General features: G+C 51.1%; 14 protein-coding genes. 7 read left to right on the top strand and 7 right to left on the bottom strand.

The window, feature by feature from the left end; all coding sequences use genetic code 11:
* Positions 1-40: 40 nt before the first annotated feature.
* Positions 41-478, bottom strand: a complete 438-nt coding sequence (locus tag Ga0123462_RS04400; RefSeq protein ID WP_100265185.1) for a host attachment protein — start codon at positions 476-478, stop codon at positions 41-43.
* 175 nt (positions 479-653) lie between these two features.
* Between Ga0123462_RS04400 and Ga0123462_RS04395 the strand changes: the two genes are divergently transcribed.
* A complete protein-coding gene (locus Ga0123462_RS04395; RefSeq protein WP_157821268.1) occupies positions 654-1,868 on the top strand; it encodes an APC family permease in 1,215 nt (404 codons plus the stop codon).
* Between the two features lie 57 nt (positions 1,869-1,925).
* On the opposite strand, the gene Ga0123462_RS04390 is transcribed toward Ga0123462_RS04395, so the two are convergent.
* Positions 1,926-3,338, bottom strand: a complete 1,413-nt coding sequence (locus Ga0123462_RS04390) for a ribulose-bisphosphate carboxylase (RefSeq protein ID WP_100265183.1) — start codon at positions 3,336-3,338, stop codon at positions 1,926-1,928.
* Positions 3,339-3,507: 169 nt separating this feature from the next.
* On the opposite strand from Ga0123462_RS04390, the gene Ga0123462_RS04385 reads away from it, so the two are divergent.
* Both Ga0123462_RS04385 and Ga0123462_RS04380 read left to right on the top strand, forming a co-directional pair.
* Positions 3,508-4,422 carry a LysR family transcriptional regulator gene (locus Ga0123462_RS04385; protein ID WP_100265182.1) on the top strand — a complete coding sequence of 305 codons (915 nt, stop codon included), beginning with the start codon at positions 3,508-3,510 and terminating at the stop codon, positions 4,420-4,422.
* Between the two features lie 22 nt (positions 4,423-4,444).
* Entirely contained in the window at positions 4,445-4,879 is a 435-nt protein-coding gene (locus tag Ga0123462_RS04380) for a hypothetical protein (RefSeq protein ID WP_100265181.1), read from the top strand.
* Here the strand turns inward: Ga0123462_RS04380 and Ga0123462_RS04375 are convergent.
* On the bottom strand, positions 4,874-6,628 hold the full coding sequence (locus Ga0123462_RS04375) for a Na/Pi cotransporter family protein (RefSeq protein ID WP_232726622.1): 1,755 nt from the start codon (positions 6,626-6,628) through the stop codon (positions 4,874-4,876). The genes Ga0123462_RS04380 and Ga0123462_RS04375 overlap by 6 nt on opposite strands.
* Positions 6,629-6,738: 110 nt before the next feature.
* Positions 6,739-7,215, bottom strand: a complete 477-nt coding sequence (rraA, locus tag Ga0123462_RS04370; protein ID WP_100265180.1) for a ribonuclease E activity regulator RraA — start codon at positions 7,213-7,215, stop codon at positions 6,739-6,741.
* Between the two features lie 219 nt (positions 7,216-7,434).
* Between rraA and Ga0123462_RS04365 the strand changes: the two genes are divergently transcribed.
* The 4 genes from Ga0123462_RS04365 to Ga0123462_RS04350 are packed head-to-tail and all read left to right on the top strand — an operon-like array spanning position 7,435 to position 11,111.
* Positions 7,435-7,662 carry an OadG family protein gene (locus Ga0123462_RS04365; protein ID WP_100265179.1) on the top strand — a complete coding sequence of 76 codons (228 nt, stop codon included), beginning with the start codon at positions 7,435-7,437 and terminating at the stop codon, positions 7,660-7,662.
* A 30-nt stretch (positions 7,663-7,692) separates the two neighbouring features.
* Positions 7,693-9,483 carry a sodium-extruding oxaloacetate decarboxylase subunit alpha gene (oadA, locus tag Ga0123462_RS04360; protein WP_100265178.1) on the top strand — a complete coding sequence of 597 codons (1,791 nt, stop codon included), beginning with the start codon at positions 7,693-7,695 and terminating at the stop codon, positions 9,481-9,483.
* A gap of 32 nt (positions 9,484-9,515) precedes the next feature.
* The gene (locus tag Ga0123462_RS04355) at positions 9,516-10,655 is read left to right on the top strand and encodes a sodium ion-translocating decarboxylase subunit beta (protein ID WP_100265177.1); all 1,140 of its coding nucleotides are present in this window, start codon (positions 9,516-9,518) and stop codon (positions 10,653-10,655) included.
* 18 nt (positions 10,656-10,673) lie between these two features.
* Positions 10,674-11,111 (top strand): FKBP-type peptidyl-prolyl cis-trans isomerase, encoded by a 438-nt coding sequence (locus Ga0123462_RS04350; protein ID WP_100265176.1) that lies wholly within the window; start codon positions 10,674-10,676, stop codon positions 11,109-11,111.
* Here the strand turns inward: Ga0123462_RS04350 and Ga0123462_RS04345 are convergent.
* From Ga0123462_RS04345 to Ga0123462_RS04335, 3 genes are read right to left on the bottom strand one after another with little or no spacing between them, the layout of a single operon-like run.
* Positions 11,108-12,547, bottom strand: a complete 1,440-nt coding sequence (locus Ga0123462_RS04345) for a DNA recombination protein RmuC (RefSeq protein WP_232726621.1) — start codon at positions 12,545-12,547, stop codon at positions 11,108-11,110. The two genes, Ga0123462_RS04350 and Ga0123462_RS04345, sit on opposite strands and share 4 nt — an antisense overlap.
* A 3-nt stretch (positions 12,548-12,550) precedes the next feature.
* Positions 12,551-15,166, bottom strand: a complete 2,616-nt coding sequence (gene alaS, locus Ga0123462_RS04340) for an alanine--tRNA ligase (RefSeq protein WP_100265175.1) — start codon at positions 15,164-15,166, stop codon at positions 12,551-12,553.
* A 41-nt stretch (positions 15,167-15,207) separates the two neighbouring features.
* Entirely contained in the window at positions 15,208-15,648 is a 441-nt protein-coding gene (locus Ga0123462_RS04335; protein WP_418287835.1) for a regulatory protein RecX, read from the bottom strand.
* Positions 15,649-15,652: the final 4 nt, after the last annotated feature.

Raw genomic sequence — 15,652 nt, 5'->3', positions numbered from 1 at the left:
CGGTTTCGCTGCCCCTTTTTATGGCCTGCGCAAACTGTGCCTATAAGTGTTCCGGCAAATGTTCCCGAATATTCTTTACATTGTGTGCAACAAGATTCTTGTCAACACTTCCCTTCACAAGGCGCTCCAGAGGAGCTGGAAGCTGCTCCCTCAGCAGCCCGAGAAACGCCGGGGGAGCTACCAGATAGAGTTTTTCAAAACTGCCTGAGTTGCGTCCTGTTTCAAGGTAATCAACAACCTGCTTGGCAAACTTGATAGCTTCATGTTTCTTAGGGTCAACTGAAGAACCCATGGAATGCCTGCCTTCACCAATGCTGTCGAAAGCCTTTCCCGGCAAATCAGTTGTCAGTTCCTGCTCGTGCAACCTTCCTTCCGGATGCTCCAGCAACCCGACTTCTGAAAGCGCCATTCCAGGCTTTTCAGCCATCATGACTCTTGCTCTGGAACTATCGGCAACGACCACCCAAGTTTTAGCCATATCAGCCTCCTGAACCACCCTCCTGTTTCTTAACCCTATATCCTTTTATAGTCTAAAAACCCTTATTTTACAAGCTATCCCACCTGAATTCTTGAACAGAAATTCGCTATCACACCCTCTATTGAACTATAATAGTTATGCAACTCGCTCGGTTTTCAAAGGTATGTTAAAGCGCATGAATGAAGCGATTAAATTGAAACGTATTGTTTCCCTTCCGATGGTTACCCTATATGGGCTCGGCACTATTATCGGGGCTGGCATATTTGTTCTTATTGGAAAAGTCACAGGAATTACCGGTATCTATGCGCCTGTTGCATTTCTTACTGCTTCAATAGTTGCAGGCTTCACAGCTCTCTCCTATGCGGAACTCTCATCCCGCTTTCCCAGAAGCGCCGGTGAGGCCATCTATCTGGAGGAGATATTTCATCACCGCTGGCTCTCCAATGGCACCGGCATTGCAGTGATCATAATCGGCGTTATTTCAGCAGCAACAATCACCAACGGCGCAGTTGGCTACATTCAGGTTTTTGTCGACCTTCCTGAATGGCTGATCATTCTCCTGCTGGTCACTACACTTACGCTGCTCGCAAGCTGGGGAATTCTCGAATCGGTCGCAGCCGCAGGATTTACAACCGCCATAACTATTATCGGCTTGCTTGTGGTTGTGGGGCTCAATGCCAGAAACCTGACTTCACTGCCAGAACGTCTGCCTGAGCTAATCCCTCAGAGTCCTGAAATATGGAGCATGATCATATTCGGTGCCTTTGTCGCTTTTTACGCCTTTATCGGCTTTGAGGATATGATCAACATAGCAGAAGAGGTTAAGCAACCGCAGCGCAACATGCCCCGGGCAATCATCCTTGCCCTTGTCATCACTACAATTCTCTACCTTCTGGTATCGCTTACTGCTGTGCTTTCACTTCCAGCTCAGGTACTGGCAGAGAGCAAAGCGCCACTGACTGCACTGATTGGAGATGATCGGCAAGCTGTAAAAACAACGATCACCCTAGTCAGTATCCTTGCTATTGCCGATGGCATACTGATCCAGATTATTAAAACGGCGCGCATACTCTACGGCATGAGTTCCCAGAAACTGATTCCACCACTCTTTGCTAGTATTCATCCCACGACAAGAACACCTTTAATCGCAACTTGCACTGTCGCAGCCGCAATCCTTCTGTTCGCTCTCATTTTCCCGCTACTGACACTGGCCCAGTTTACCAGTCTGATAACACTGATCGTATTCGCCGTAATAAATTTTTCCCTCTGGTGCCTGAAACTCCGGGAAGAGACAGTGAAAAATGAAACCATCAATCTTTCAGCGTGGTTACCACTGATTGGATTTCTACTCTGCCTGAGTTTCGTTCTAGCCCAGCTGTTACAGTTATAAAAAAAGGCCCCCACTTGCGTGGGGGCCTTTTTATTTTGTTGACTCGAAAGTCTGGACTTACTTGTGTGAGCCCAGTTTTTCGCGCCAGTCCGGGAAGATCTTGTCCGCATCTTTCGGGAAAGAGTCGAATGCGCGTGCGAACTCGTTATGAGTCTTAGCGTACTCGATCGGATCCTGACCGCTCTTCCAGCACTCGTATGCCTGGCTCAGGGAGGTAGCACCAGCAGCCGGGCTGTCGATGTGACCGAATGAACCACCACCACAGGTATTGATCACGTTGCCGTGGCCCAGGTTCTCGAAGAAGCCTGGCAGACGCAGTGCGTTCATGCCGCCGGAGATGATCGGCGTAGTAGCCTTCATGCCGTACCACTTCTGATAGAAGTAATTGCCCTGGCACTCATCGCGCTCAAGCATGTATGCCAGAACAGTCTCGTTACCGTGACCTTCCATCTTGCCGTAACCCATGGTGCCGGTGTGGATACCTGAAGCGCCCATCAGACGTGCAAACTTCATGTGGCACAGTGGGTCCATGCCCATTGGCGACTTGTAAGAAGTGAAGGCGCCGTGGCCGGCACGATGATAGTGCAGGAAGGTGTCAGGGAATTCACGACGGCAAGTGGTTACGCCATGAACACCAGTTACAACACCGTCAACCAGGAATGCAACATGCTTCTCATTACCATACTTACCGAAGGTTTCGAGGATGTAATCACCACGAGCGATCAACTCTTTGTAGCAGTCAGCTGTAACGTTAGCAGAGAAGATCTTGACTTCGCCAGTCTCCTGCTGAACACGGTCCATAGTCTCAGCAACGAGAGGCAGAACGGTCTTCATTGGGCAGAAAGTCTGGTTGCCCTGAGGCTCATCGTTCTTGATGAAGTCGCCACCGAGCCAGAATTCATAGCATGCACGCGCAAACGGTTCAGGACGCAGGCCCAGCTTAGGCTTGATGATGGTACCGGCAATATAGCCGCCATCCACTTCAGGACGGCCCAGCAGTTTCCACAAATCGGAAATGTTAGTCGCAGGGCCATCGAACTTCTTGATCATGCATTCTGGAACCATGAAGTCGAGCATACGCAGACCAGCGTGGTCGCCCATACCCTGGTTGTTACCCAGAATCAGTGAGTACATCTGAGAGATCATGTACTGACCATCAGTAATGTTGATGTCGAACAGCTCTACAGGGTAAGCGATCTTCATCAAACCGCCGCCGGTAACGCGATCATCACCGAATGCAGTTTCGTCTACTTCATATACCAGTGCGTCAACACCACGGGTGAAGTCGTCAGTCGTGGAAACTTCAACGTTGGTACCGGTTGAAGACTCAGCCGCAACGTGTGCCGCCACTTCCAGGAAGCCATAACCAGGTGCTGGTTTTAATTTATATGCAACAAGCAGATGCTTGCCGCCTGCGATCAGGTCTGCTTCATTCAGACTCAGATTGGCGTAACGATTCGATTGATCCATTAGTGAATCCCTCCAAATTTATTTTGAACAGAAAGCTTGCGCCCCCTCTCCTTCGCGGTTGAGCATCATAAACCTCTTCGGCGATAATGGGAAGTCTAAACCTGGCTTTCATAATGTAAAATCAAAGGTTATGATACGAGCCATAAATATTACTTATAGGTGTGAGTTTATGAACATAACCCTGAAGCAACTGAAAATACTTGAAGCAGTCGTTGAACAGAATAGTTATACCGAGGCGGCCAAAGCCCTGTTCATGACGCAGCCTGCGGTTTCGATGCAGATAAAACAGATGGAGGAGCAGATCGGATTACCTCTGTTTGAAAGGGAAGGTAAGCAGATCCGCCTGGCAGAGGCAGGCAGCGAACTGCTCCACTACGCTCGCAACATCCGCCAGCAGCTTGAGGAAGCTGCATTGATGCTGGATGAACTGAAAGGGCTCAAACGAGGAAAACTGCATCTAACCATGGCATCAACAGCCAACTACTTTGCACCCCAGCTTATCGCTGCCTTCCACCATCAGTACCCGGGTGCTCAGGTGACACTTGATGTGACCAACCGGGCCGGCCTTCTCAATGCACTGGACAATAACAGCACCGACATGGCAATTATGGGAAGGCCCCCCGGCGGCCACAGGCTTGTCGGTATCCCATTTACAGACAATCCGCTTGTAGTCATTGCCGCACCCACTCACCCGCTTGCCAAACGAAAACATATCCCGCTGAAGGAGCTGGCAGATGAACCGTTTATTGTACGTGAAAGAGACTCAGGCACACGCATGGCTGCGGAAAAGTTTTTCGCGGCACATGATCTGCAGCTGACTACCGGCATGGAGATGAATCGTTCGGAGGCAATCAAACAGGCGGTGATGGCTGAACTGGGACTGGGAATCGTATCCCTGCACACCATTGAAATGGAGTTGGCCCTGAAACGACTTGTTATCCTCAACGTGGAGGATTTCCCCATCATGCGCCACTGGCATATTGTATACCGAAAAGGAAAACGTTTTGCCGCCATCCCCAAGGCATTTAAAAACTATGTGTTAGATCATGCCGAGAAATTGATTAACATTGCACCGATCAAATGAAAGTCTGTCATAAAGGATAAACATGAAGAGCACTGTCATAGCCACCATCGAATTCAGCTTTAAGGGTGAGACAGTTACCCCATCAACCAGAGTCGATCTCGATCCGGTCATGAGAAACCACAACCATCTGGAAGTAATCTACGACAAGATTGCCGCATCTATCGGGCTTGACTCCTACTCCTACCAATATGATGTCCTGACCATGGAGGAAATTGTATTCAGTGACCCTGAAGGGCCCGTTTCAGCATTCGTTCACAACGGCAAGCTGGACATCGATGGTTTCAGAGATGTATGGCTTGAAGAGAACATCACGGACGCCGTGCGGCCTATTGCAAAGAAGTATCTGAAAATAGATAACCTGAATGAACATATCGAACTGAAACATGCATTGATCGAGAGTTACCGTGCTGGACAGCTCAATCCGGAATCCAAGGTGGAAGATGATCGCTTTCTATGAGTTGGACTTATTTGTCTCCTCATATTCACTTTCACTACCCGCCAGATCACCATCCTCTTTCTCTTTGGCCACTTCTGGCGCTTCTTCTTGCAGTGAAAGTTCCTTCTCATCCGTATTGGGCTTCTCTGCAGTAAGTTGATGGGAAAACACCTGCAGGCTTGATTGTCCTTTCACACAGTTGGTTACCAGCCGCTCGATGCTTTTCATTAGCTCTATCAGCGCCACCATATGTCTGGCAGAGAGCTTACCGGTTGTCCCGGCCCTGAGAAGCTGGGATTTGATGGCATTGTAATTTTTTGTCAGAGAATCGATCGCCCCGGATTCCCTTTCAAGCACCTCATCGCTCCCGGGCTTCTGCAGCTTCACATCTTCAAGGATGGCAACCGCCTGACGCCGCATATCACTCAGTGACAGCTCCAGAGCCTCATCAATCCCAATAACTTCCTTACTCTGCAGCTTATCAATCTCCTCAGCCATCTCAGCCACATCGATAAAGTAGCGGGTTGAAGCCAGCGCCATGGGCAGAGCATTGGCCACACTCTCTGGCAGGTTGCTCTTTCTCAGTTTGGCACTGAAATCACCTACCGCATCGTTAAGCCTGTAGAGGATATCAAGATCAACTTTCAGCCTTGGACTAACACTCGCCTCGGTACTGATGGCATCTTCCGCCATACGTATAGAAATCGACTGGATGCGCTCTATCTCCATCACCAAAGCCTTGTGAGCAAGCTCCGGTGTACCGATTACTGTATCATCAAGATATTTCGGCAGTGCCTCATTCTCTTCAGCAGCAACAAACCAGGTCTTGAGATACCGCACAAGTCGATCTGTAAAGGGCCACAACAAGGCGATACCGAGCACATTAAATACGGTATGGAACAGGGCCAGAAATGTAGCAGGCCCGCCCTCCATGCCACTGATATGCTGGAATGTCTCAATGGCAAACAACAGTAGAGGTAGCAAAATAATTGCTGCCACACCTGTGACGACATTAAACACAACGTGAGCAGCAGCCATTCTGCGGGCATTAGGTGTTGCTCCGATAGCAGCAAGCACTGCTGTAGAGGTGGTTCCGATATTAGCACCTATTACCATACAGGCGGCTGAAGGAAGAGCAATAATTCCGCCAGCTGCTGCTGTCAGGGTCATTGCTATTGCAGCACTTGAGGATTGCATGAGAACCGTCATCACAAACCCTACCCCTGAAAATACTACTAGGCTTATCCAGCCCCCCTCCTCGATTGCATCCAGAGAAAAGGATCCTTGAAGGCCTTCAAAACCGGTCTTCATCATGTCGATACCGAGGAAAAAGAGGCCGAAACCGGCAATCACCTTGCCGACAGCAGGATAGCGCCCATGTTTAATCAGTAGTGCCATCAGCATGCCGATCCCTATTGCAGGCAGGGCAAAAGCCTTCAGGTTGATATTAAACCCGACAATGGCAACCAGCCAACCGGTCATTGTTGTGCCAAGGTTACTCCCATAAACCACACGAATTGCACCTTTAAGCTTCATCAATCCTGCGTTGACAAAACCAATGGTGGCTACGGTAACAGCACCCGAAGCTTGAACCAGCGAAGTAATCAGAGCTCCTGAGAGGACACCGCGCAAAGGGGTTTTGGTCGAGCTTTTAAGTATCCGCTGCAGAGACTTTCCGGCAGAGAGCTTCAGGCCTTCGGTCATCAACTCCATGCCGAGAAGGAAAAGTCCGACACCACCAGCCAATCCTGTAATCACCTGCCAGCCCAATAGAGACTCCCAATATAACAGAAACGAAACTTCTACCCTTAGTTTAGCACCGGAAGATTAAATATTCACTGCTAAAGCCAAAACACAGGCTCTCCGCCTTGACGAGAAGATTAAGCGATCTTTTCCTTGGAAAGTACGATTCCATCCTCATCAGCATAGAGATATTCACCCGGCTTAAACACCACATCAGCAAAGCGTAGCGGAATATCCATCACACCCTGATCGCGCTTTACGGTCTTTCGGGGAATCGTTCCCAGCGCTTTTACGCCGATATTCACCTTAGCCACATCAGCCGAATCCCTGATGCAGCCATTGATAACCACGCCCTCCCAGCCATTGGATGCACCGAGCGCTGCCATCACATCACCCATCATCGCACAGCGCATCGAGGCAGCGCCATCTACAACCAGAACCTTGCCAGCACCGTTAGTTTCAAACGATGCTTTCAGGTAAGTGTTATCTTCAAGCGCCTTCAGCGTTACAATCTGTCCGGAAAAGCACACTTTGCCGCCAAAGTCTCTGAACAGCGGTGCAGCAACCTGCAACCCCTCAAGGTATTTATCGTACAGATCTGTGGTTTTAAACATACTCCCCCCTTATACTGCTGATTACTGAACCTTAATTATTTCCATGTTTATTGCACAGACTATTAGTATTAGGATGCGCTTGGCAGGCAGGGTCTCTAACACCCCTCGCATTCCAGCCTACCCATATCAAAAGTGGAGTTTTGGCCTCTCTTCACATAGAGTCGCCTGTTTTTATTTTAAGAGATGTTTTGCCCTGAAAAGTGAGGAGTATTGTTTGCAATGAACGAACTATTGGCAGAAGGCTTACAGTTGATGGGAGTAGGAATGGGTGTTGTATTCCTGTTCCTCGGACTTCTCGTTGCCGTTATCTCTCTTGTTTCCCGTGTTATTCAATCTCTTGAAACCAAAGCAGCCGGTTCTGCCGGTTCAGTCACAGGAAATGATGAAGATCTGATCGAAGTGGTTACGGAAGCCGTAAAACGCTATCGCGCAGACCATCACGGATAGGCATAAAAGGGCAATAGGAGAAGCTTTCAGATGAATCAACCGCTGGGAATTACAGAACTGGTCCTGCGTGACGGCCATCAGTCGCTGCTGGCAACACGCATGCGCATAGAAGATATGCTGCCGATTGCCGAAAAGCTGGACAAGGTTGGCTTCTGGTCACTGGAAATGTGGGGGGGCGCCACTTTCGATGCCTGCATCCGCTTTCTTGGAGAGGATCCCTGGGATCGCCTTCGACTGCTCTCTGAAGCCATGCCCAACACACGCAAACAGATGCTGCTACGGGGCCAGAACATCCTCGGTTACCGACACTATGCTGATGATGTAGTAACCGCATTTATCGAACGCGCTGCCAAAAATGGCATGGACGTGTTCCGTATCTTTGATGCCATGAATGACATGCGTAATCTGGAAACTGCCGTCAAAGCCACCCTGAACGTGGGCAAACATGCACAGGGAACGATCTCCTATACCGTCAGTCCGGTTCACACGCTCGACATGTGGGTAGACATGGGTAAAGAGCTCGAGGATATGGGCTGCCACTCCATCTGCATTAAGGACATGGCCGGGCTTCTTAAACCTTACGTAGCCAAAGAACTGGTCACACGTCTCAAGCAGTCGGTCTCCATTCCGATTGCTATGCAGTGTCACGCCACCACCGGCATGAGTACTGCAGCAATTGTTAAAGCTGCCGAGTCCGGGCTTGATATTGCAGACACAAGTATCTCATCGATGAGCCATACCTATGGTCACTCTGCTACGGAATCCGTAGTCGCAATTCTTGAAGATGAGAAACGCGCCACAGGACTCGACCTTAAGCTGCTGGAAGAGATTGCCGCATACTTCAGAGATGTACGCAAAAAATACGAGAAGTTCGAAGGCTCACTGCGCGGCATCGACTCCCGCATTCTGGTCGCCCAGGTGCCGGGAGGAATGCTCACCAACCTAGAGAGCCAGTTGCAGCAGCAGAATGCATCTGACCGCTTTGATGAAGTGCTTAAAGAGATTCCGAAAGTACGTGAAGATTTGGGCTATTTGCCACTGGTCACACCTACCTCGCAGATTGTCGGCACGCAGGCGGTATTCAATGTACTGACCGGTGCGCGCTATCAGACCATTACCAAGGAGACTGCCGGCGTACTGAAAGGCGAATATGGCAAGACGCCAGCTGAGGTAAACAAAGAGTTGCAGATCAAGGTGCTCGACGGCGGCAAACCGATCACCTGCCGCCCTGCGGATCTGATTGAAGATGAGATGGATCAGCTGACTGTTGAGCTGTGCGGCATTGCCAATGAGAAAGATTTCGAACTCTCCGACAAGCTGATTGAAGATGTACTGATCTACGCCCTCTTCCCGCAGGTCGGACTGAAGTTCCTGCGCAACCGAGATAATCCTGATGCCTTTGAACCGGCACCTTGGCTGGAAAAAGATGAGCCCAAGGCGGCCGCGAAGCCAGCAGTATCCGAACGCTATTATATTACTGTCAACGATAAGGAGTACGATGTAGTGGTATCACCTGAGGGTGTAGTAACCTCTCTGGAACCTGCTACAGCTTCTGCTGCCCCGGCTGCGCATCTTGCCCCGGCCGCCACACCGGCGGTTAACACGCCAGCCGTTTCAGTCGGCGCCCCTATGGCAGGCAATATTTATAAGATCAATGTCACACCGAATCAGCATGTCAAAGATGGCGATGTCATCCTGATCATGGAAGCAATGAAGATGGAAACTGAAGTTCGCTCAACACATAGCGGCACGATTGTCAGTGTTGAAGTCAGAGAAGGTGACAGTGTGGATGTGGGCCAGGCTCTGGTCACCATTGCCTGATACGTTCCCGAAAAGCGAGATAAGAAACCACTATGCAGAATGAACTGATAGACAAACTCTGGATCACCACAGGTATTGCCAATTTTGAATGGGGACAGGTGCTGATGATCGGCGTCGGCCTGCTGCTGCTCTATCTGGCCATCGTAAAGAAGTTCGAGCCGCTGCTTCTCGTTCCAATCGGCTTTGGCGCCATCCTGAGCAATATTCCAGTCGCCGAAATTTCCGGTCCCGAAGGCATGTTAGGGCTGATCTACCACGTCGGCATTGAAACCGGCATCTTCCCGCTGCTGATCTTTATGGGCGTTGGTGCACTCACCGATTTCGGTGCCCTGATCGCCATGCCGAGAACCCTGATGCTAGGTGCCGCTGCTCAGTTCGGAATATTTACTACACTGCTTGGCGCACTGGCACTGAATATAATTCCGGGCTTTGAGTTCAGCCTCGCAGATGCTGCCGCTATCGGCATTATCGGCGGCGCAGACGGCCCCACAGCCATCTTCCTGGCCTCACGCCTGGCTCCTGACCTGCTGGGCGCCATTGCGGTTGCCGCCTACTCCTACATGGCGCTGGTGCCGCTTATTCAGCCACCGATCATGAAACTGCTGACCACTGAAAAAGAGCGCAAGATCAAAATGCAGCAGCTTCGTCCTGTAAGCCGTGCTGAAAAGATTGTCTTTCCGCTCACCGTCCTGTTGCTCTGCGTTATATTCCTGCCGACTGCAGCGCCCCTGATAGGCATGCTCACCTTCGGAAACCTGCTACGCGAATGCGGCGTCGTAGAGCGTCTCTCCAACGCGTCGCAGAATGAGATCATCAATACGGTAACCATTTTCCTCGGTCTTGCTGTCGGCTCCAAACTTTCTGCCGAGAAGTTCCTCAATGTTGAAACGTTAGGCATCCTAGTGCTTGGTATGCTGGCGTTTGCAGTCGGAACGGCTGCAGGCGTCCTGATGGGTAAACTGATGTGTCGCCTGAGCGACGGAAAAATCAATCCACTGATCGGCGCCGCAGGTGTTTCGGCCGTACCGATGGCTGCACGTGTCGTGAATAAAGTCGGGCTTGAGTCAGACCACCACAACTTTCTGCTCATGCACGCCATGGGCCCGAATGTGGCAGGTGTAATCGGTTCTGCTGTTGCAGCTGGTATTCTGCTCGCCATTGTCGGCGCTTAAACCGCCCCCGACAGATTCATGCAGATCTCAGCAAACAGCCCGGTCACCATTCACTATACGCTGACACTTCCGAACGGCGACATCGTCGAATCTTCTTGTGGCGGTGATCCGCTCTCCTATATCCACGGAACCGATGCGCTTGTTGCAGGCCTTGAGAGAGCGCTGGAAGGCAAGTCGGCAGGCGATCGCATTGCAATTAGCGTGAATCCAGAAGATGGGTATGGCGAACGCAGGGATGACCTGATCCAGACTATTCCACGCAATATTTTCCAGTTTGATGGTAAAATCGAGAACGGTATGCGTTTTCAGGCTGATACTGGAAGCGGCATTGAACTGGTAACTGTCATAAGCGTGGATGAAGAGAATATCACGGTAGATGGCAACCACCCTATGGCCGGTGAAACCCTTAACTTCGTTGTTGATATCGTAGAGGTCGGGAAACCTTCAGAAAGCTAATCCGCTTCACGGACTCCGTCTGAATCATCAGATAGTGCAGCGGATTCAACCAGATGGTGCGGCAACTCTTTCTTGGTTTTACCAGCCAGTTTACCCAGAACATCTATCTGGCTGATCACATTGCCCGGTCCGGTACTGATGCGGTTCAACGAAATATCATATGCTTTCTGCGCCTGCCCCAATCGAACCCCGATCTCCTCAAATGATTCAACGAAACTGGCCATTTTATCATGCAGTTTTCCGGCCCTGTCGATCAGCTTTAGAACATCGTCACTCTGCCTCTCATAGCGCCACAACTGTTCGATTAATTTCAGGGTAGCATAGAGTGTCGAAGGTGTTACCACGGCCACCCCTTTTTCAAACGCCGTTTCAAAGATACCCTGATCCTCTTCGATCGCCATCATGTAGGCAGCCTCGATCGGCATAAACATCAACACATAATCGGGAGAGTTCACGCCTGGTAAGTGCGCGTAATGTTTATCGGCAAGTCCACGTACATGATTGCGAAGACTGTTAGCGTGCGCTTTGATGAACTTTTTCCGCGCATCACCTTCAGTAGCTGCAACGGCACGCTCATAATCGGTCAGGGAGACCTTGGAGTCGATAATGATATGTTTATCGCCAGGCATACGTACGATCACGTCCGGTCTCAGACGTTTTCCGCCCCCGATATCGGTTGAATCCTCGCGCAGATACTCGTGATCTTTACGCAACCCCGAGGTCTCGAGAATCCGTTCCAGAATCATCTCGCCCCAGTTTCCCTGTGCCTTGCTGTCCCCCTTCAATGCATGCGTCAACGACAATGCATCCTCGCTCATCTGGCGATTAAGTTTTTCAAGCTGGGAGAGGTGCTCACGAAGGCCGGCACGATCCTTGGAATCATTCAGATGCACTTCATCGACACGTTTGCGGAAGTCACCCAGTTGCTCTCGCATCGGCTTAAGCACCTCATCGAGGCTGGCACGGTTTTGTTCAGAGAAGCTTTTCCCCTTTTCCTCGAAGATCTCATTGGCTAGCAGCTTGAATTCACCTGCAAGCTTCTGCTTAGCATCCTCAAGCAGCGCCAGCTTCTCCTGCGCCCCCTGTCGTTCTTTATCAAGCGTGGTTTCAAGCTCAGAGATCAGCGAAAGATGCTTCAGCTTATCATTGTTAGATTGTGAAACTTCATGTTCCCTTTCTGCCAACTGGCCCTGACAATCGGTCAATTTCCGGCTTACCTGCTCAATTCGTTCGGAGAGTGTTGCCACCTCGATTTTTCGCTCGGTGAGCTCGACTTCCAACTCATGAAATGCGGCTTTCAATTCACGGTTTTCGGAATCCAGCGTTTCAATCTTTTCGCTCTGATTGCGAAAAGTGACCAGCCAGATGATCAGCAGAACTGCTGCAAGCGCCATCATGATGATGGCTGCAGGTTGGGTCAGCTGGGCTACATCCACCACTCAGCCTTGTATCAGAGAAGCGACAGACTCCAGTGCCTGTTTCAGCTTGTCAGGCTCAGTTCCGCCTGCCATCGCCATGTCGGGCTTACCACCGCCCTTGCCACCACATATCGTAGCAACTTCACGGACAATATTTCCGGCATGGAACTGGCCGACGAGGTCAGCAGTAACGCCAGCGACCAACTGCACTTTGGGGCCGTTTTTCATACCGAATACGAGTACGCCCGATTTCAGCTTGCCCTTGGCCTTATCCATGAAGTCGCGCATGTCCTTCACACCAGAAACTTCAGCAGCGAGCAGTTTGACGCCATTCACTTCGACTGCGGTTTTCACCAGATCATCAAGCAGCCCCGTGGCCTGTTTGGCGCGCAGGCTATTCAGTTCTTTTTCCGCCTCTTTCAACTTCGCCTGCAGTGCTGTGACTGCATCATTCGCCTCGAATGGCCTCACCTTCAAAGCACCGGCTGTTTCATTGAGTGTATCGATATCAGTGACAAAGCTCTGGTAGGCAGAAGGGCCAGTAACCGCCTCGATGCGACGCACACCAGCTGCAATACCTGTTTCAGACACTATGCGGAAAGGGCCGATATCCCCGGTTCGTTTGACATGCGTGCCGCCACACAACTCGGTCGAGAAACCGGCAGAGACCACACGCACCTCATCACCGTACTTCTCGCCAAATAGTGCCATAGCACCGGATGCAATGGCCTCATCCTGCGTCATCAGGTTGGTCTCAACCGGATCATTGGCCCATATCGCCGCGTTTACCTTCGCCTCAATATCTTTCAGTTCCTCTCTGGCAATCGGCTGAAAATGGCTGAAATCGAAACGCAGACGTTCAGGGTTCACCAGTGAGCCAGCCTGTTTGACATGCTCGCCCAGAACATCCCGTAACACAGCGTGCATGAGATGTGTGGCCGTGTGATTACGACGAATGGCATCACGGCGTTCACCCCCCACCGATAACTGCGCAATGCCCTGAGCCTTGATGCTACCGCGGCGCACCTTGCCGACATGCACGAAAAGATCGGAGAGCAGCTTCTTGGTATCGGAAACAACAAACTCACCATCACCGGTGGTAATCAGGCCGGTATCACCAACCTGACCACCCGACTCGCCATAGAATGGGGTCTGGTTGGTAACCAGCCACGCCTCGTCTCCTTCATTAAGCCCAGCGGTCGCTTCACCATCTTTGATCAAGCCGGTAATAACGCCCTCAGCCGCCAGCGTCGTATAACCCAGAAACTCGGTTGGACCATGCTTTTCGCGCAGCTCAAACAGTGCCTTCGGCAGGCTCGCTTCACCAGAACCACCCCATGCGGCGCGTGCACGCTGGCGCTGCTCTTCCATGCAGCTCTCGAATCCATCCATATCCAGCCCGACATTGCTGCCTTTGAGAATATCTGCGGTCAGATCGGTCGGAAAACCATAAGTATCGTAGAGGGTAAACAGGGTACTGCCGGGAATTACACCGCCCTCACCCGCTTCGTTCACGGCCTGCTCGACAAGCTTAAGCCCCTTATCAAGCGTCTTGATAAAGCGCTCTTCCTCGATTCGGATCACCTGCTCGATATTGGCCTGCCCTTCACGCAACTCTGCAAAATGGTTACCCATCTCCTTCACCAGGGTATCCACCAGTTTGTAGATGAATGCCTCCTGCTTGCCCAGCAAGCGACCATGGCGACAGGCACGGCGCAGAATACGGCGCAGTACGAAACCTCGTCCCTCATTACTAGGTAATACGCCATCAGCCATCAGAAACGCAACGGAACGCAGGTGATCGGCCAGCACGCGCAGGGAGACATCCTGCTCGGCACTGTCACCAAACTGAATACCGGTTTCCCGGCATGCTGCAGCTATCAGGTTTTTAAACAGGTCGATATCGTAATTGTTATGTACACCCTGCATCACCGCAGCAATACGCTCCAGTCCCATGCCGGTATCAACGGAAGGCTTCGGAAGCGGTGTCAGATTACCATCCTCGTCGCGATCGTACTGCATAAACACGAGGTTCCATATTTCGATAAAGCGGTCGCCATCCTCTTCTGGAGTTCCCGGAGGGCCTCCCCAAACATCCTCGCCGTGATCGAAAAAGATCTCCGAGCAGGGACCGCACGGTCCGGTATCACCCATCGACCAGAAATTATCCTTGGCGCCGATGCGGGCGATTTTATCTGTCGGGATACCGATCTCTTTGGTCCAGATATCGTACGCCTCGTCATCCTCTTCAAACACGGTGACAAACAGGCGGTTGGCATCAAGCTTCAGATCATTTGTAAGGAACTCCCAAGCATATCGGATCGCCTCATGCTTGAAGTAATCGCCAAATGAGAAGTTGCCGAGCATCTCGAAAAAGGTGTGGTGTCGGGCGGTATGCCCCACATTCTCCAGATCGTTATGTTTACCACCTGCGCGCACACACTTCTGACTTGATACTGCAGTTACGTAGGGGCGCTGTTCGTTGCCGAGGAAAACATGTTTGAACTGCACCATGCCAGCATTGGTAAACATCAGCGTCGGATCGCCATGCGGTACCAGCGAGCTTGAAGCCACCACCTCATGGCCGTGACCTGCAAAGTAATCGAGAAATTTCTGTCGAATCTCGGATGTTTTCACCGGGAATCCTCCACCTTCATCAAATGATAACCCTTCATGAGTTACCGCTGTTTTAATACGCGCAGAATCGTAGCACTGTTGTAACCCTTATTCCGCAAAAAACGGGCCTGACGCTGCCACACCCGTTCATCTTCAAACCTCAGTCCGCCTGGATCGCGATGCTCAAGCAGGGTTCTGCATGCCTCCTGGGCATCGAAATCCTCGTTCATATCCGCCAGCACCGCTTCCAGTACAGTGTGATCCACACCCTTCTGCTTCGCCTTCTGCGCCGCCAGCCATGGTGCCTCGCCCCTGTTTAAACGCGAACGCAGATAGCTCTCGGCATAGCGCTTTTCACTCAGGTAGCCCTCCTGTTTGAGCTGCTCAAGTACAAATGCAACCAGCTCCTGCTCAAAGCCGCGCTGCGAAAGCCTGCTGCGCATCTCTGCCGTACAGTACTCCCTGCGTGCCAATAGCCTTGCAGCGTAACTGAAGGCTGCCAGTTCC

Origin of the sequence: Mariprofundus ferrinatatus, assembly GCF_002795825.1 — a bacterium.
Lineage (GTDB): Bacteria > Pseudomonadota > Zetaproteobacteria > Mariprofundales > Mariprofundaceae > Mariprofundus > Mariprofundus ferrinatatus.
Note: the sequence above shows the minus strand (reverse complement) of the source record. Positions and strands in the feature narration are given on the sequence as shown.